The following is a 17,279-nucleotide window of genomic DNA, read 5'->3' as shown; positions in this document are numbered from 1 at the left end:
TCACTATCCCTGACCCGCTCCGCGAGGGCAGAACAATGTGCTGTGTCCGATGAGCTTTCCGCCACAATTCCTTGATGAATTGAGGACCCGACTACCGGTTTCCGAAGTTGTCGGCAGACGTGTGACTCTGCAACGGCGCGGGCGCGAGTTCATCGGCCTCTGCCCCTTCCATTCCGACAGCAAGCCGTCGATGAATGTGGTCGACGACAAGAATTTCTATCACTGCTTCGCCTGCGGGGCGCATGGCGACATCATCAAGTTCGTGATGGAAAACGAGGGGCTGGCCTTTCCGGAGGCGGTCGAGAAGCTGGCCGACATGGCCGGTCTCGAGGTGCCCAAGGAAACCCCGGCCGAGCGTGAGCGATCGAAGCAGCGCAACACCCTGCACGATGTCCTTGAGCATGCCTGCAACTGGTTCGAGCAGAAGCTCGCCGGGCCGGGAGGGGCGGAAGCGCTCGATTATCTGCGCGGCCGCGGCCTGTCGGCCAAGACCATCGGGCATTTTCGTCTTGGCTGGGCGCCGGACAGCCGCACGGCGATGACCCAGTCCATGAAGGCGGAGGGCATCGACGAGGCCCTGCTGATCGAGGCGGGATTGCTGCGCAAGCCGGAAGGCGGCGGCGATGCCTATGACTATTTTCGCGGCCGGATAATATTCCCGATCACGGACCGGCGCGGCCGGGTGATCGCTTTCGGCGGCCGCATTCTCGGTGACGGGCAGCCGAAATATCTGAACTCTCCCGACACGCCAGTCTTTCACAAGGGGCGGGTGCTTTATGGCCTCGCGCAGGCGCGGGAAGCGGCCCGCAAGTCGGAAGAGATCATTGTCGCCGAAGGCTATATGGATGTCATCGCACTGGCCCAGGGCGGTTTCGAGCAGGCCGTGGCCCCGCTTGGCACGGCCCTGACCGAGGACCAGATCGCCGAGCTCTGGAAACTGGCGAACGAGCCGATCGTCTGTTTCGACGGGGACACTGCCGGCATGCGCGCTGCCTCCCGCGCCGCCGACCGGGCGTTGCCGATGCTGAAGCCGGGCCACTCGTTGCGCTTTGTCACCCTGCCCCAGGGACAGGATCCGGACGATCTGATCAGCCAGCATGGCTCCAAGGCGATGCGTGACGTGCTGGACGGAGCGGTGCCGCTTTCCGATTTCATCTGGCGCCAGGAACTGGCCGCCCAGCCGGTCACCACACCGGAGCGGATCGCGGATTTCCAGACCCGCATGCGGGCCCGGATCCGGGAGATCGGCGAGCGCACCGTGCAGGAAGGTTATGCGGATATGGTCGAGAACCGGATCCGCGAGATGCGTCGCGCCGGTCGCGCGGAAAGCGGCGGTTTCAGGCGCGGGGACCGGCGGGGCGGTTTCAACTCGTCCTACAAGACGGCGTCGTTTGCCCATGGCCACCGGTCCACTATTCCCGCTGTCATGGCGAACCGGCAGCAACAAATCGTGCTTGCGGCGCTGATAAATCACCCGGGCCTGATTGATGAGCTTGGCGAGGCTGTGGGCGCGCTTTCCTTCGCCGATCCCTTCCTTGACAAGCTCCGCCAGCAGATCATAGAGATTGCGTTGGACGATCCAGGACTTGACTCTGACGGATTAATTTCCCATTTGACGCGGTTGGGGTTATCGGACGCCTGCAAGGGGCTTCTCAGTGGGGATACACTAGGCCACGCGGCATTCGCGCGGCGGAATGCGTCGCTTGATCAGGCGCGCGCGGGACTGACAGAACTGCTGGCACGGATCGGGAAGTCTCATCTTGAGGCGCAATTGGCCGATGCCGAACGGGCCGTGGCTGAAGAATTTAGCGAAGCGAGCTGGAACAGGCTGGCGTCCCTGAGATCGGCGCTGGCATCTTTGAATTCCAGTTCCGCACTCGAAGAGACCGACATGAGTCGGTCATAAGATAACGGCGGGTCGCCCCCGGTTGGGGCGATGGCGCATTTGGAGAGGTCGACGAACGAATGGCGAAGCAATCGCTGGCGAACGAAGACGAGACCCGGGACCGCGAAGAGAATAATGCGGATGGCCCGCTGATCGACAATGTCAATCAGACTGTCAAGAATCTGATCAAAAAAGGCAAGGAGCGCGGCTACCTCACCTATGACGAGGTGAACGCGGCACTGCCCCAGGAGGAGATGTCCTCCGAACAGATCGAGGATGTGATGTCCGCCCTCAGCGAGATGGGCGTCAATGTCGTCGAGAACGAGGAACCCGAAGAGAGCGGCCCCGAGCCCAAGGCCGAGGACGAGAAAGCCGTTGCCGGCAACGTCGCGGATGACGATGTCGGCCGGACCGACGATCCGGTGCGGATGTATCTGCGCGAGATGGGCAGTGTCGAGCTGCTGTCGCGCGAAGGCGAAATCGCCATCGCCAAGCGAATCGAGGCCGGCCGCGAAATGATGATCGGCGGCATCTGCGAGAGCCCGCTGACCATCAAGGCGCTGATCCAGTGGCGCGACGCGCTGAAGGAGGAAAAGGTTCTCCTGCGCGACGTCGTTGATCTCGATGCGACCTATGGCGGCAGCCCGGAAGGCGCCATCGCGGCCGCGGCAAAGACCGCGGACGGCGAGAGCGACAAGAACGGGGCCAATACCGAGGACGGCGCCGCCGGTTCGAAAGATGACGAGACCGCGTCGGACGAGGAGGAGACCAAATCAAAGGAGGATGAGTCCTCGTCGGTGGTCGACGAGTCCGAGGCGGAGGAGGATGATTCCAAGTCCAATGTCGACACCTCGACCCGCGATTCAGCGGAAGATGACGAGGATGACGACGGCGAAGACAACAATATGTCCCTGTCCGCCATGGAAGCGGCCCTGACGCCCCAGGTGCTGGCAACCTTCGACCAGATCGCCGAAACCTACGGCAAGATGAAGAAGGTTCAGGACAAGCGCCTGCAGCGCCTGCAGAAGGGCGAGGAACTGACCGCCCAGAGCGAGCGCCGCTACGAGAAGCTGCGTGAAGAGCTGGTCGAGCTGATGGAAGGCGTCCGGCTCAACAATGGCCGTATCGAAGCGCTTGTCGAGCAGCTCTACAACCTCAACCGTCATCTGGCCGGCATGGACATGCGCATGCTGAAGATGGCGGAAAAGGCCGGGGTCGATCGGGCCATGTTCCTGAAGGAGCATTTCGGCAACGAGCTGGCCCCGGACTGGGCAGAGCGGGTTGGCGGCCTTTCGGGCAAGGGCTGGAGCAAGTTTGTCGAGCGCAATGCTGCCGAGATCGCGAAGATCCGTGACGGCATGTCCGCCGTCTCCGAGGATGCCGGCCTGCCGATCGGTGAATTCCGCCGTATCGTCCAGACCGTGCAGAAGGGCGAGCGCGAGGCGAGCCGGGCGAAGAAGGAAATGGTCGAGGCGAATCTGCGTCTCGTGATCTCCATCGCCAAGAAATATACCAACCGCGGCCTGCAGTTCCTGGACCTGATCCAGGAAGGCAATATCGGCCTGATGAAGGCCGTCGATAAGTTCGAATATCGCCGCGGCTACAAGTTCTCGACCTACGCCACCTGGTGGATCCGGCAGGCCATCACCCGGTCCATTGCGGATCAGGCGCGGACCATCCGTATCCCGGTGCATATGATCGAGACGATCAACAAGCTGGTCCGCACCTCGCGGCAAATGCTGCACGAGATCGGCCGCGAGCCGACCCCGGAAGAGCTGGCCGAGAAGCTGGTCATGCCGCTGGAGAAGGTCCGCAAGGTCCTGAAGATCGCCAAGGAGCCGATCAGTCTCGAGACGCCGATCGGCGACGAGGAGGACAGCCACCTCGGCGATTTCATCGAGGACAAGAACGCGGTGCAGCCGCTCGATGCTGCCATTCAGGCCAACCTGCGCGAGACCACGACCCGTGTGCTTGCCAGCCTGACGCCGCGGGAGGAGCGCGTGCTGCGCATGCGCTTCGGCATCGGCATGAACACCGATCATACGCTCGAGGAAGTCGGCCAGCAGTTCAGCGTGACCCGTGAGCGTATCCGGCAGATCGAGGCGAAGGCGCTGCGCAAGCTGAAGCATCCGAGCCGGTCGCGGAAACTCCGGAGCTTCCTGGATTATTGATGTCTTGCCCGGGCCCGGCATATCGCTGTCGGGCGGGCGATCCAGAGGCGGTTTTTGAAAAGGCGGTGCCCTCCGGTGCCGCCTTTTTCATTGCCCGACTTCGAGAACGGACTGGAATGGCGGTGCCGCGACGGACCGCCGTGCCGGAAAGATGATGGAGATTGTGGTGCCCTCGCCGGGAGCGCTGACGCATTCCAGTTCCGCCTGGTGCAGTTCCGTCAGGCGCTTGACCAGGGCGAGCCCGAGGCCGGCTCCCTCGGCCTTGCGCACCATGTTTGAACTGCCCTGCATGAAAGGCTCGAAAGCAAGGGCCTTGGTTGCGGCATCCATTCCGGCGCCGGTGTCGGAGACGGTCAGCCGCACACGGCCGTCTTCCTGCAGTTGACCCGACAGTTCGATACGCCCGCCCTGTGGCGTGAATTTCACGGCGTTGGTCAGCAGGTTGATAATGATCTGCCGTATCCGCCGCGCATCTGCCTTCAGGGCGTGGCTCTTCAGGTTGATATTGGTGATGATCTCCAGGCCCGCCGCGCCCGCCTGGTCGGAGATCATTCTCACGCAATCCACGCCAAGCTGTTCCAGGTCGAGGGCTTCGTCGCGCACCGCTTCTCCGCGGGCCTCGATGACGGACAAATCAAGCACATCGCCGATCAGGCTCAGCAGGTGATGGCCGCTTGACTGGATATGCTCCGCATATTCGACATAGTTCCGGTTTTCGATCTTACCGAGGACTTCTCTCACGATCATTTCGGAAAACCCAATGATCGCGTTCAGGGGGGTGCGGAGTTCGTGGCTCACACCGGCGAGAAAGCTGGTCTTGGCGGAATTGGCGAATTCTGCCTCTTCCTTGGCGTGCCGGAGCCCGATCTCTGCCTTCTTGCGTGCGGTGATGTCCGCGAGGATTGTGCAGTACGCATAGATGGTGCCGGTATCGTCCCGGAGTGGGAATGTGACGCCGAGGAAGGCTCTCTCCCCCTTGACCGTCGGGACGGTCAGCTCGACGGCCGTCCCGTCCTCGCGATCCGCTGCCGATTTCTCGAAGGCCCTGATCTCCTGAACAAATTCCTCCGGAAACAGACCCTCGTTCGCCTCGCCGATCACCTGCTCCTTCCGGAGGTCGAATATCGACAGGAATTCTGCATTCGCGATGATGTAACGACCGTCCAGGTCCTTGGCGAAAATGGCTGCCGGCGCCCGGTCAATGACCGATTCTGCCCGATACTCGCTCTCCCGGAACGCACTGAAGACCCGTTCGATGGTATCGCCCAGGCTGTTGAATTCGCGCATCGGGCCTGACTGGAATTGCGGAATATGGCCACCGCCCTCGATCGTTGCCGCGACGGCGTCCGCATAGCGCGACAGCTCGGAAAGTGAGCGCATGGTGACCAGCCAGATGAACCCGCTGAGGACGGCCGCCAGAACGATGACCAGGCCGATGATGACGGGGAGCAGGCGGAGATATGTGGCCGTGAGGTCCGAAACCGGATTTGTGGAGCGGATCGCTTTGATAACCGCTTCTGGGCCGCCAGCCGAGACAGAAAAGGGGATCGTAATTTTCGTTGCGGTCGGCGGCTCTCCGTTTTCGGTGACGCCGGGGCGGCCACGCGCGGAGAGTTCCGCGACTACCTTGTTGTCCACCAGCAGGGCAATGGCTGTAAGGTCCGTATCCTCCATGAGCGCGCGCAAAACGTGTGGATTGTCGTTCAGGATGACGCCGCCGAAAAGCCGTCCGGTAACGGCCCGGCTTATCGGGTCGATGATCTGCAGACCGCTGACAAAAGCGGTAATTGTGGCGCCGTCGGCGGTCTGGACCGCAAATAACCGTGGGGATTCAGGCAACGGGCCGGCCGCAGCGTCGCGGACAAGCAGGGCACTGTTGTAAGGGCTTGAGCTAACATCAATGATTCGTCCGCCGTCGCCGGGATCGACGAAAAGAATGTCGAGCTCGCCGCTGTCCAGTTCGAAGAAAGCCTTGCCGAGGAGTTCCTCGACGGCGCTGTTGTTTCCCTCTCTCAGCCCGGCAACCAACGCACTGTTGTGCGACAGGACGCTCAGAAAATTCTCCAGGTGTTCGAGATGCGTTCTGAAATGCAGTTCCGTAAACCGGCGGTAGTGCTGATTGTGCCGCTCCAGCTCTGCGTCGAGGGTCTGGCTTGCAAACCAGAAGCCGAGCCATACAACAATGGAGGAAATAGCCAGCATGGCCCCAAAGGCGGCGGCAGCTATAATCGTCGAGTATCTGAAGTCGCGGCGCATCAAAATGACTATTACCTTGAGTACCGGAACGCGCGGTCGATCAGTGTCTCGAGCATGTCGTCCGAGGTTGTTTGGTCCACCATGGAAAACGCGCCGGAATAGACCTGAGGGATGTTGTGCATCTCACCTTCCATGGTCATCCGGACAGCCTCGGCCATCGCAATGCCATTGTCGTCATTCATGCGCATTACCGTAAAATCGATTTCATGGTTACGGATGGCCGCCAGCTCGCTGCTGCCGCCGCCCCAACCGTTGACCGTGACGGCTCCCAGCAGGTCAAGTTCGCCCAACGCGTCTGAAATACCATGGGCGATGTCCGTCGATGCGGCAAAGACGAAGCTGAAATCCGTGTCCGTCCCAAACAGGTCCAGCGCCGCCTTGCGGGCGCGGGTCCGGTCGAAACCGACATAATATTCTGCACCGAGTTCGTAGTCTGTCAGCGCGGAAATCCTTCTTTTGAATGTTCCGCCGCGCATTTCGCTGACATATCCGACAGGCCCGTAAAATATCGCATATCGCGCATTCTTGCCGGCCCGCCTGATATGCTCGTCCGCAAGCATTCTTGAGCCGACACCGTGGTCGAAGCCGACATAGAGCAGCGGTGACGGCGGGCCGAGATCGGTCAGTGGGGTCGTGATGTTCTGCAGGATCACTTTCGTGTGCCCGGCGGTCAGAACCCGGGAAATCATGCCTTTATGTCTCAAGGCGTCGAGCGTGAAGATGAGGAAATCCGGCTTTTCCCGGAGGACTTTACCGATGGTCTGCTCCTGCAGGCCCGGATAGATAATGTGAACCGTGACAGGGGTGTCGACCGGCCTACCAAGAGGCATTGCCGCTTTCTGGACCAGTTCCGCGAAGGCCGCAGACTTGCCCCTTTCGTCAGGATTGGCCCTGAGAAACGCCTCCAGTTCGATGAACTGCTGATCACCTTGCGCCACAACCGGTGCGGGACCGAATGATCCTGCAATCAGAGCTGAGGCCAGTGTCAGGATATTGAGTAGTTTCCGCACGCGTCGCTCCCTATGGATGCCGGTCCACGGGTTTGCCTTTCGCACAGTCTACATGAGTGTACTCGGCGACGCACGCGTCGCGCGTGCTGTTTTCGACTTGGCGTTGTGGAGGTTCGGGTGAATGGGGTGATTTCCGGTTACCTGACCAATCGCAAATCCCATTGCGGCATGCCTGACCAGGGTGTCAAAGTCGCCGCAGTGCAATATAGGAGATGCAAGGTGAGGCTTCGGAAGCGGAACTGGGTCCCGGACGGACCGGAGGCACGGACCGGAAGACTGGCAGAGCAGACGGCCGGCGATAGCGCCGACACGATCGCAAGCCGGATCGACGCACTGATCATGCGCAACCGGGAAATCCACGAACGTGACTGTTTCAACCTGAACCCGGCGACCAACGTGATGAACCCGCGCGCCGAAGCGGCCCTCGGCGCCGGGCTCGGCAGCCGGCCGTCGCTTGGCTATCCCGGCGACAAGTACGAGATGGGGCTTGAGGCAATCGAGGAAATCGAAGTCATCGCCGCCGAGCTGGCGGCGGAAGTCTTCGATGCCGGCTTCGCCGAGATCAGGGTGCCGTCTGGTGCCATCGCAAATCTTTACGGCTTCATGGCGACCTGCAAACCGGGCGACGCCATCATAGCGCCGCCGGCCTCGATAGGCGGTCATGTAACCCATCTCAGCGCCGGTTGTGCCGGTCTCTATGGCCTCGAGATCAACGAGGCGCCGATCGACCCGGACAATTTCACCATCGATCTGGACGGGCTCAGGGAAATGGCCGCGCGGGTCCGTCCGAAGCTGATCACCGTTGGTGGCAGTCTGAATCTCTTCCCCCACCCCGTCGCTGGTGTGCGCGAAATAGCGGATGCGGTCGGGGCCAAGGTGATGTTCGATGCCGCACATCAATGCGGCATGATCGCCGGCGGCGCCTGGCCGAACCCGCTGAAGGAAGGCGCTCACTTCATGACCATGAGCACCTACAAGAGCCTCGGAGGTCCGGCGGGCGGGCTGATCGTCACTGACGATGCCGCGCTTGCCGAGACGTTGGATGCTATCGCCTTTCCCGGCATGACGGCGAATTTCGACGCCGGCAAGTCGGCCGCGCTCGCCATCACCCTGCTCGACTGGCGCGTATTCGGCGCTGCCTACGCGTCCGAGATGGTCGCGGTCAGCAAGGCCTTCGCCGCCGCGCTTGCCGAGGGCGGCCTGCCGGTGCATGCGGCCGAGCGCGGTTTCACCGGCTCGCACCAGTTCGCCGTCGAGGCTGCGGCGTTCGGCGGCGGCCAGACGGCCTCGAAGAAACTCTATGAAGCAGGCTTTCTCGCCTGCGGTATCGGCCTGCCCATTGCGCCGGTGGACGGCGATCTGAACGGACTGCGCATCGGAGTGCCGGAGCTGGTCCGCTGGGGTGTCGGCGTGGCGGATGTGCCGGAGATTGCGGTCTATGTGATCCGTGCACTGAAGGCGAACGATCCGTCGGCGCTGGCACCCGAAGTGGCGGCCCTGCGGAAGCGGTTCGACAGGATCCACTTCATCCGGGACTGATGCGAGACCCTAGAAAGCGACCGCGACCGCTGCCAGGACGCCGAGCCAATAGTGAAGGAGTGTGACGCCGACCAGGTTCTTCTGCCGCAAATACACGTAGCCGAAAATGATGCTGGCAAAGAACGTGATCACGACGGCATCGACGCCGAATGTCAGGTGCAGGGACGCGAAAATCGTACTGGTCAGCAACACGGCCCGGTGGCCCCTGGTGTCGTCGAGGAATTTCTGGAACAGCCCCTGAAGCAGGCCGCGCGAGCCGACTTCCTGCACGACCGTGTGCAGAAAATACTGAATGAGGAAGAACGTATCGACACTTGCGCCGGGCGCGTTTCCTGCCGATTCCGGCTTGAACCAGACAAGGTAGATGGCGACGGGAATGGTGATGAGCACGCAGATGACGACCGTTTCCCGGAGCGATTGCCATAATCCTTCCCGCCTGATGCCCAGATCGGCCAGCGGGATACGCATCATTCTTATGATCAGCAGGCACGGAATGGCCAGAAAGACGACGGTCTGCCAGGAAAAGCCGGGATCGTATATGTCCTGTACGTAGTCTTCGGCAACCAGATAGAACAGCGTCGTCGAGATCATGTAGATCGCGATGGTGAAGATCAGGAAGTATCCGAACTGATTCTGGATCGTCTTGATTTCCAGCTGCTTGCGAAGCGAGGCGAGCATTTCATCGCTGAGGCTGCGCGCCCGCTTGACGACAACGGAGGCAAGCGCGCCTTTCAGCTCACCAATGACCATCGGGGCATTTGCGGCATTCTGCAGGGCGTCCGCCGGGATCATGATCAGCGTGCAGGGCGTTGTCGCCCGGACGGATGCCGACCGGCTCCCGCCGTCGAGGAATGCCAGCTCGCCGATACAGTCCCCGGCAGCGATGGAATTGAGGACAACAGTCTCTCCGTCACTGGACTCCCTGACGGCATCGGCCGCACCGGACACGAACAGGAACAGATCCGTCTTTTCGTCGCCTTCGCGGACAATCAGCTCGCCTGGCGAGACTTCCGTCATTCTTGAAACGGAGGCGATCGCTTGTATGGTTTCCGGGCTGAGTTTCGCGAAAGTAGGATGCGCGCCGAGGGTTTGAGCAATGTTCTGGGATACGTCTTCCATGAAGACCTTCGGATCAAATTCGTGAAACGGGGACGGATATCCGCCCATCGTAGCGGTTATTGTCAACCGGACAATGCCACAGACCAAACCGCGAGAGTTGAATAACCTTTCGTGATAGGGCTTCCGGAACGTCGATCTGAATTTTGGGTATGAGTTTGAAAAGCAAACAGAATGTTCTGATCATCAATGCCTATTTCGATCCTTGGCGTTCCGCGACGCCGACGCGCTGGTTCATCCCGCGGGCGATGGCGCCGTACTATCTGGCGGGGTATTTCAACGCGGATCTTGTTGATGTGCGTGTCTGGGACGAGGTGTTCCACGGCGCGCTGCTGGATACCCGGCTGTTCGACTGGCCGGACATGGTCATCTTCACCGGCCTGACGGCGGCCTTCGATCGGGCGCATCAGCTTTCCGCCTATTTCAGGAACGCCAATCCATCCGTTGTCACGGCCATCGGCGGCCCGATTGCCCGGGCCCTGCCCAGCCTGTGTGCCGAGACCTTCGATTATGCCTGCCAGGGTGACGTCGAGGAGATGGCACAGGTCATCGCGGAGGCGTTCGGTCGGTCCCATATCTCCGAAACCGGCGCGCCGCGGTTCGATCTCGCCGTGCCCTCGATGGGACTGGGTTATCTGGAGACGACGAAGAATTGCAATTTCGCCTGCTCGTTCTGCTCCCTGACCGGGGAGCAGAGGAAATATGTCTCCCATTCGGAGCAATCCATCACGCACCAGCTCGACGCCATGAAGCGCGTGCTGGGCGTCATGGTTCTGGACAACAATTTCTACGGCAACAACCGGCAGAGCTTCGAGCGCCGCGTCGAGCTGATCGGCGAGCGCTGGCGGGCAGGGCAGTTTCGCGGCTGGGGCGCCCTCGTCACCGGGGATTTCTTCAAGCGCGCGGAGAATGTCGCCCTGATGGCCCGGAACGGCTGCAAGGCCGTGTTTTCCGGCGTGGAATCCCTTGATCCCGAGGTTCTGAAATCCTTCAACAAGAAGCAGAGCGTGACGTCGGACCCGCGTGCCTTGACCAAGCTGTGCGCCGAGAACGGCATGTTCTTCGATTATGGAATGATCGCCGACTTCTCCCAGCAGACCATCGCGGAGGTGGACAGCCAGTTAAACGCGGTGCTGGACGATCCGACCATCCCCCTGCCTGGACTGCTGTCTCTGACCATTCCCATTCTGGGCACACCCTATTTCGACGAGGCGGCCCGGGCCGGCCGCCTGATGCCCGACCTTCTGCTCAGCGACATGGACGGGCAGAAAGTCGTCGAATGGCCGATGGAGCCGCTCGAGAAAGTCGTGCCCTTTGTCGCCGATCTCATGCAATTCAAGGGCCGTAAACGCGCTCTGGCCCGCCATGCGGTGAGGCACGCCTGGCACTGGCGCAGGCATTTCGACTGGGATCAGACGGCCCTGGCGATGATCCGCCCTTTGCATCGCTTCGGCGGCAAGATCAATCTCGGTAACATCCGGCAGATGAGCCAGTCCCGCAAGGAGCCGCCGCTGACCTATTGCGCGATGAGCGATGGCTTGCGCACGGCCTACACGCCGCTGGTCCCGCTGCCGTCCAAGTTCGAGAAGTGTTTCGAGCCTCTGAAGATCACCGATGCCGAGGGCGGGCTGACGGAAGAGCTTCTGACGGCACGGGCGAAAACCACAAATGTCGCGCTGGCCAGTTAAGGCCCGGTTTTCTGTGACGTTTGCGCGGCGACGGCATTATCGAGAAATTGCCGTGTGCAGGCAGCCCAGCTGTATTTGAGAGCCCAGGCCCGGCACCGGTCCGCCGGGATTTGCAGGGCGTCCAGGGCGGCCTGGCCAAGGTCTTCGGAGAGAATGCCGGTGCCGCTGTCGCCGATGACATCGCGCGGTCCCATGACCGGATAGGCGGCAACCGGAATGCCGCAGGCCAGCGCCTCAAGCAGCACCAGACCGAACGTGTCCGTCAGCGAGGGAAAGACGAAGACGTCGGCGCTGGCAAAATGCCTGGCCAGATCCTCGCCCGATTTGGCGCCAGTGAAATGGACCTCCGGATAGTCCGCGCGGAGGCTGGCAAGCTGCGGGCCGTCGCCAACGACGACTTTCGAGCCGGGCAGGTCCAGATCCAGGAAGGCCTTGATGTTCTTCTCGACCGAAACACGCCCGACATTGATAAAGATCGGCCTCGGCAGATCCGGCGGCAGCACGGAGTCGTCCCTCGGGCGAAACAGATCCGCATCCACCCCGCGCGACCACATCCTCAGGTTCCGGAAACCCCGGCTCTCAAGGTCCTGCCTGAGTGTTTCCGTCGCCACCATGCAGCCGCCGCCGAGATTGTGGAATCTGCGGAACCAGGCATAGAACCAGGAAACCGGAAGCGGCCAGCGTGCCTCCACATATTCCGGAAAGCGTGTGTGATACCCGGTTGTGTACGGCATCCCCATGCGGCGCGCGGCCGCGGCCGCCAGCAACCCGAGCGGGCCTTCGGTGGCGATATGCAGATGCTCGCAGTCATACGCGGCCATGCGCCGCTGAACGGCCCGGCGATGGGTCAGGGACAGCCGGATGTCGGGATAGGTCGGGCACGGGATGGTCGCGAATTCCTGCGGCGACAGGAATTCGACCCGGACATCCATCTTCTCAAGCTCGCGGGCTGTCCATTGCAGGGAACGGACAACACCGTTGACCTGGGGAAGCCAGGCATCCGTGACGATGAGTATCGATGTCATGTTTCAACCCTAGAAAACGCGCTTGTCATATTCCGGGTCGAGAGCGGGCTCGGAATAGTGCTCCAGCGCCTGCGACAGCTCTTCCCAGTAAAGCACCTCAAGGGCGCCGTCATGGTGCTCGACGATCGCCGTGCAGCTTTCGACCCAGTCGCCGATATTGACGTAGTGAATGCCATTCATCTCCCGGCTCATGGCGTGATGGATGTGGCCACAGATCACGCCGTCCAGCTCCTGGCCCCGGATCTCTCTTGCGACCACGGTCTCGAAATCGCCGATGATGTTGACGAAGCTCTTCACATGCCGTTTCGCGAAGGCGCCGAGCGACCAGTATTTCAGCCCCATGCGCCCGCGCACCCAATTCAGCCAGGTGTTTGTCGAAAGGGCGAATTCGTAGAAGCAATCCCCGAGATAGGCCATCCATTTGGCGTTCTGGATCACCACGTCATACTGGTCCCCGTGGGTCACCAGATAGCGGCGGCCGTCCGCTGTCGTGTGGATCGCCCGGTCGAGTATCTCCACCCCTTCAATCCTGCGGCCGGCATACCGCCGGACGAACTCGTCGTGATTGCCGGGAATGTAGGAAACCCTTGTGCCGAGATGCGCTTTTTTCCGGATCATCTGAACGGCATCGTCGTGAGACCGGGGCCAGTACCATGACTTCTTCAGCCGCCAGCCATCGACGATATCGCCGACCAGATAGATCCGGTCCGCTTCATGCTTGTTCATGAATTCGACGAAGAGATCAGCCTGGCAATGCCGCGTCCCCAAATGGAGATCCGAAATGAAGATCGCGCGGTATTTTCGGTGCGGAGTCGCTGTCGGGACTGCTGTCACATGCTTGCCTGTTCAGGGGCGCTCTAAGTTTATGGTTTATTTCCGATATCATAGACCGTCTCCGGGGGCCGGGGCCATTTTTCGGCCGGGAGCATGTTCCTGATGTGTTTTAGGTCACTCCGTTAGTTCTCGAATGTGAAGGCCGAGGCCCTCTTCATGTGCTGATCTGCCCGGATCGTCCGGTTCAGCGGCGGGTGGGCGCGCTGGCTGCAATCGAGCCGTTCGCATAGCCGGCAGCTGACGCCGATCGGGGTGGCGCCGGTCGCCTTCGGCAGGTCGAGCCCGTCTGCATAGACCAGATGTTTCGCATCCTTGATCTCGCAGCCGAGACCGACGGCGAATTGCGGCTGTAGCTGCTGGTGCCAGCCGCCGGCGCTGTCCAGCGTGCGGGCGATGGTGAAGAAGGTGGTTTCATCCGGCATGCGGGCGACCTGGGTATGCACCTGGCCCGGCGTGCGGAAGGCCTCGTGCACCACCCAGCGCGGGCAGGTGCCCCCATAGCGGGCGAACTGGAAACCGCCGCCGTTGAGCCGCTTGGAGACATTGCCCGCCGCATCGACCCGGATGAAGAAGAACGGAATGCCCCGCGCGCCCGGGCGCTGCAATGTGGTCAGCCGGTGCGATACCTGCTCGAAGCTGGCCCCGAAGCGGCGGCGCAGCAGTTCAAGGTCGTACCGCAGCTCCTGGGCCGAGGTGCGGAAACTTTCGTAGGGCATCAGCACGGCGCCGGCGAAATAGTTGCAGAGCGCGACGACCAGCAGGTTGCGGGTTTCGGTGTCCGCCGGCTCCAACCGGTCGACAATGCCCGCGATCAGGTCGCGATGGTCCAGCGCGGCGATCTGCGAGGCGAGCTGGAAGCAGCGTCCAGACGACAGCAGCGCTTCGGACAGCAGGATGCGGCGGCCGTGCGGGTCGTAGCGCCGCAGCGTGTCGGTCATGACATGCACCGGCATTACCTTCACCGCAGTGCCGTGTTCCCGGGAGAGATGCTGGGCCAGGCCTCGGAACAGGTCGTTGCGCTCCAGCCCGGCTACCTGCCACAGGGCTTCGGCGGCTTCCTCCAGCTCCGGAAAGTGGTTTGCCTCGCGCTGGTGCATGTCCCGCACCGCCTCGACGGGGGAGAGCGGCTGTCCGGGATCGGGCAGCGGATCGCGCCCGGTGGCGGTGGAGCCCGCCCGGGCATTCTCCCAGACCTGGCGATAGGCGTGGTAGAGCCGCAGCATGGCCTGCGCCGCGTTCGGCGAGCGGACGGCGAATTCCTGCAGCTCGGTCGGGCGCACCGGCTGGTCCTGGAACAGCGGGTCGCTGAACACCTCGGCGAGTTCGGCGACGGTCTTGGCGTCGTCATCCTCGGCGAACTGTTTCAGATCCAAGTCGAAGGCCTGGCCGAGCTTGAACAGGAGCGGCACGGTGACCGGCCGCTGATTGTGCTCGATCAGGTTGAGATAGCTCGGCGAGATGCCGATCTCGCCGGCCATTTCCGTCTGGCTCATGCCGAGATCGGTTCGGAACCGGCGGATCTTCGGCCCCAGCATCGCCTTGCGGTCTAGCGCTGTCATGCCCTGTTCCCTCAGTCTGATTGGCGGGCGTCTCTCCACCTTATGGGTCTTTCGCGCCTGCACAATGATTTTCATGATTTTCAAATTGCGGCGCTTTAATTTTACAAGTGTGACAGATTTACTTTTTTACATTCAATGGCTTATGGACGATCTCCATTTCGCGTTGCACGGTCTTGTCAGTGTTGCGGTGCACACCGGGTCGATACCTCCCGGCGTACCGGTTCCGAACAAGGCGGCCACGCCGCGCAACAGAGGAGAGCATCAATGTCCAAGGATTTCGAAAACCTGACCCTGACCGCGTCCGGCCGCTTCGACAGTGTGAAGCGCGACTACAGCCGGGACGATGTCGAACGCCTGCGCGGTTCCGTCCGCATCGAGCACAGCCTGGCCCGCAAGGGCGCGGAGCGGCTCTGGAAGAGCCTGCATGAGGAAGCCTATGTGCATTCTCTGGGCGCCGTTACCGGCGGCCAGGCGGTGCAGATGGCCAAGGCGGGCCTGAAGGCAGTCTATCTTTCCGGCTGGCAGGTTGCCGCCGACGCCAATGTCGCCGGGGCGATGTATCCGGACCAGAGCCTCTATCCGGCGAACAGCGGCCCGGAGCTGGCCCGCAAGATCAACAATTCCCTGCTGCGGACCGACCAGATCCACCATCTGGAAGGGGATAACAGCACCGATTGGATGCTGCCGATCATCGCTGATTGCGAGGCCGGTTTCGGCGGCGCGCTGAATGCCTATGAGCTGACCCGGGCCTATATCGATGCCGGTGCGGCGGCGGTGCATTTCGAGGACCAGCTCGCCTCCGAAAAGAAGTGCGGCCATATGGGCGGCAAGGTTCTGGTGCCGACGCAGCAGCACATCAACACCCTGAACGCGGCCCGTCTCGCGGCCGATGTCGAGGGTGTGCCGACGCTGGTAATCTGCCGCACCGATGCCGAAAGCGCCAAGCTGGTCACCAGTGACGTGGACGAGCGCGACCGGCCGTTCCTGACCGGTGAGCGTACGGCGGAAGGCTTCTTCCGTTTGAAGGACGGCACCAGCTTCGAGCGCTGCGTCGCCCGTTCGCTGGCCTATGCGCCCTATTCCGACCTGCTCTGGATGGAGACCTCTACGCCTGACCTTGAACAGTGCAAGTGCTTCGCCGAGGCCATCCGCAAGGAGTTTCCGGACCAGATGCTGGCCTATAACTGCTCCCCGTCCTTCAACTGGACGGCCAATCTGGACAAGGACGATATCGCCCGCTTCCAGCGCGAGATCGGGGCCATGGGCTACAAGTACCAGTTCGTCACCCTGGCCGGTTTCCATTCCCTGAATTACGGCATGTTCGAGCTGGCCTCCGGCTATCGCGACCGCGGCATGGCGGCCTATTCGGAACTGCAGGACGCGGAATTTGCCGCCGAGGCCAAGGGTTACAGCGCGACGAAGCACCAGCGCGAGGTCGGCACCGGCTATTTCGATGCGGTGGCGACGGCAATCAAGGGCGATGCCTCCTCGACCACGGCGTTGACCGGCTCGACCGAGGAAGCCCAGTTCCACGGCAACGAGGAAGCTGCCCGCACGGCGGCGGAATAAAGATCCCGCAGATACCGGCGCACGGCATCCCGTCCGCCGGCGCTTCGGGGACATCTTCAGACAGAGGAGAATGACAATGAGCAATCGTTTTTGGGTCATCGGCGGGGAATATACCGACACCCGCTTCAGCCAGCTGATCGACGGTACCGAGAAAATGTTCGGCCCGTTCGGCGACCAAAGCGAGGCCCGGCAGGTCTGGGACCGCATCGCCAGCGAGACCCGCAGCATCTGCACGGCGCGCTACACCATCGTCCGGGAAGGCGCCGCCGGCTGACGCCGCGCTATACCACCCACCAGACGGATCAATCCCTGACGGCTCGGGTCGTTTCTTGATCTGCGGCCCGACAAAAGCCTGACTGCCCGGCCCTTGATGGCCGGGCATTTTTTTGCGGATGCCGTCCCTGGCATACGCTCGCCGGTTGACGGCACCGGTTCGGGTGCGCATAACAGCTCTCCCGTGCTTTCCGCCGGAATAGGGCCTGTAGTTCAGCGGTTAGAACGCACCGCTCATAACGGTGTTGTCGGGGGTTCGAATCCCTCCGGGCCCACCACCTTTCCCCCAACCTATTGAATTGATGTAAGTGACGGTCATCACTAGGTTTCCGGTTTTCCAACTGGGGGGGAATT

Annotated in this window: 12 protein-coding genes and 1 tRNA gene; 7 read left to right on the top strand and 6 right to left on the bottom strand. The window is 61.8% G+C overall.

Translation table 11 applies throughout. The features are described 5' to 3' along the window. Nucleotides 1-49 precede the first annotated feature (49 nt). Both dnaG and rpoD read left to right on the top strand, forming a co-directional pair. On the top strand, nucleotides 50-1,906 hold the full coding sequence (gene dnaG / locus RH950_RS02445; RefSeq protein WP_350053350.1) for a DNA primase: 1,857 nt from the start codon (nucleotides 50-52) through the stop codon (nucleotides 1,904-1,906). Nucleotides 1,907-1,965: 59 nt separating this feature from the next. Then, entirely contained in the window at nucleotides 1,966-4,056 is a 2,091-nt protein-coding gene (rpoD, locus tag RH950_RS02440; RefSeq protein WP_350053348.1) for an RNA polymerase sigma factor RpoD, read from the top strand. An 87-nt stretch (nucleotides 4,057-4,143) separates the two neighbouring features. Here the strand turns inward: rpoD and RH950_RS02435 are convergent, their stop codons facing one another. Together RH950_RS02435 and RH950_RS02430 are read right to left on the bottom strand one after the other, a co-directional pair. Continuing rightward, nucleotides 4,144-6,312: an ATP-binding protein gene (locus tag RH950_RS02435; protein WP_350053346.1), complete on the bottom strand. Its 2,169-nt coding sequence runs from the start codon at nucleotides 6,310-6,312 to the stop codon at nucleotides 4,144-4,146. A gap of 11 nt (nucleotides 6,313-6,323) precedes the next feature. Continuing rightward, nucleotides 6,324-7,322: a substrate-binding domain-containing protein gene (locus tag RH950_RS02430; RefSeq protein ID WP_350053344.1), complete on the bottom strand. Its 999-nt coding sequence runs from the start codon at nucleotides 7,320-7,322 to the stop codon at nucleotides 6,324-6,326. A gap of 219 nt (nucleotides 7,323-7,541) precedes the next feature. Here RH950_RS02430 and glyA point away from each other — a divergent pair, with 219 nt between their 5' ends. Further along, nucleotides 7,542-8,861, top strand: a complete 1,320-nt coding sequence (glyA, locus tag RH950_RS02425) for a serine hydroxymethyltransferase (protein WP_350053342.1) — start codon at nucleotides 7,542-7,544, stop codon at nucleotides 8,859-8,861. A gap of 9 nt (nucleotides 8,862-8,870) precedes the next feature. Here the strand turns inward: glyA and RH950_RS02420 are convergent, their stop codons facing one another. Further along, on the bottom strand, nucleotides 8,871-9,980 hold the full coding sequence (locus RH950_RS02420; protein ID WP_350053340.1) for a cyclic nucleotide-binding domain-containing protein: 1,110 nt from the start codon (nucleotides 9,978-9,980) through the stop codon (nucleotides 8,871-8,873). A gap of 149 nt (nucleotides 9,981-10,129) precedes the next feature. On the opposite strand from RH950_RS02420, the gene RH950_RS02415 reads away from it, so the two are divergent. Further along, complete coding sequence (locus RH950_RS02415; protein ID WP_350053339.1) at nucleotides 10,130-11,665, top strand: B12-binding domain-containing radical SAM protein; 1,536 nt, start codon at nucleotides 10,130-10,132, stop codon at nucleotides 11,663-11,665. On the opposite strand, the gene RH950_RS02410 is transcribed toward RH950_RS02415, so the two are convergent. The 3 genes from RH950_RS02410 to RH950_RS02400 form a co-directional block, all read right to left on the bottom strand. Further along, a complete protein-coding gene (locus tag RH950_RS02410) occupies nucleotides 11,662-12,690 on the bottom strand; it encodes a glycosyltransferase family 4 protein (RefSeq protein ID WP_350053337.1) in 1,029 nt (342 codons plus the stop codon). The two genes, RH950_RS02415 and RH950_RS02410, sit on opposite strands and share 4 nt — an antisense overlap. Before the next feature lie 9 nt (nucleotides 12,691-12,699). After that, nucleotides 12,700-13,524 carry a UDP-2,3-diacylglucosamine diphosphatase gene (locus tag RH950_RS02405; protein ID WP_350053335.1) on the bottom strand — a complete coding sequence of 275 codons (825 nt, stop codon included), beginning with the start codon at nucleotides 13,522-13,524 and terminating at the stop codon, nucleotides 12,700-12,702. Between the two features lie 122 nt (nucleotides 13,525-13,646). Beyond that, complete coding sequence (locus RH950_RS02400) at nucleotides 13,647-15,083, bottom strand: helix-turn-helix domain-containing protein (RefSeq protein ID WP_350053333.1); 1,437 nt, start codon at nucleotides 15,081-15,083, stop codon at nucleotides 13,647-13,649. A 264-nt stretch (nucleotides 15,084-15,347) separates the two neighbouring features. Between RH950_RS02400 and aceA the strand changes: the two genes are divergently transcribed. The 3 genes from aceA (at nucleotide 15,348) to RH950_RS02385 (ending at nucleotide 17,203) form a co-directional block, all read left to right on the top strand. Next, on the top strand, nucleotides 15,348-16,652 hold the full coding sequence (gene aceA, locus RH950_RS02395; RefSeq protein WP_350053331.1) for an isocitrate lyase: 1,305 nt from the start codon (nucleotides 15,348-15,350) through the stop codon (nucleotides 16,650-16,652). A gap of 76 nt (nucleotides 16,653-16,728) precedes the next feature. Then, complete coding sequence (locus tag RH950_RS02390; RefSeq protein ID WP_350053329.1) at nucleotides 16,729-16,926, top strand: DUF4170 domain-containing protein; 198 nt, start codon at nucleotides 16,729-16,731, stop codon at nucleotides 16,924-16,926. A gap of 201 nt (nucleotides 16,927-17,127) precedes the next feature. After that, nucleotides 17,128-17,203 (top strand) — tRNA-Ile (locus RH950_RS02385). Nucleotides 17,204-17,279 lie beyond the last annotated feature (76 nt).

It is taken from the genome of Nisaea sp., assembly GCF_040217065.1.
Taxonomy (GTDB): Bacteria; Pseudomonadota; Alphaproteobacteria; order Thalassobaculales; family Thalassobaculaceae; genus Nisaea.
This window is presented reverse-complemented; position numbering and strand designations above follow the sequence as displayed.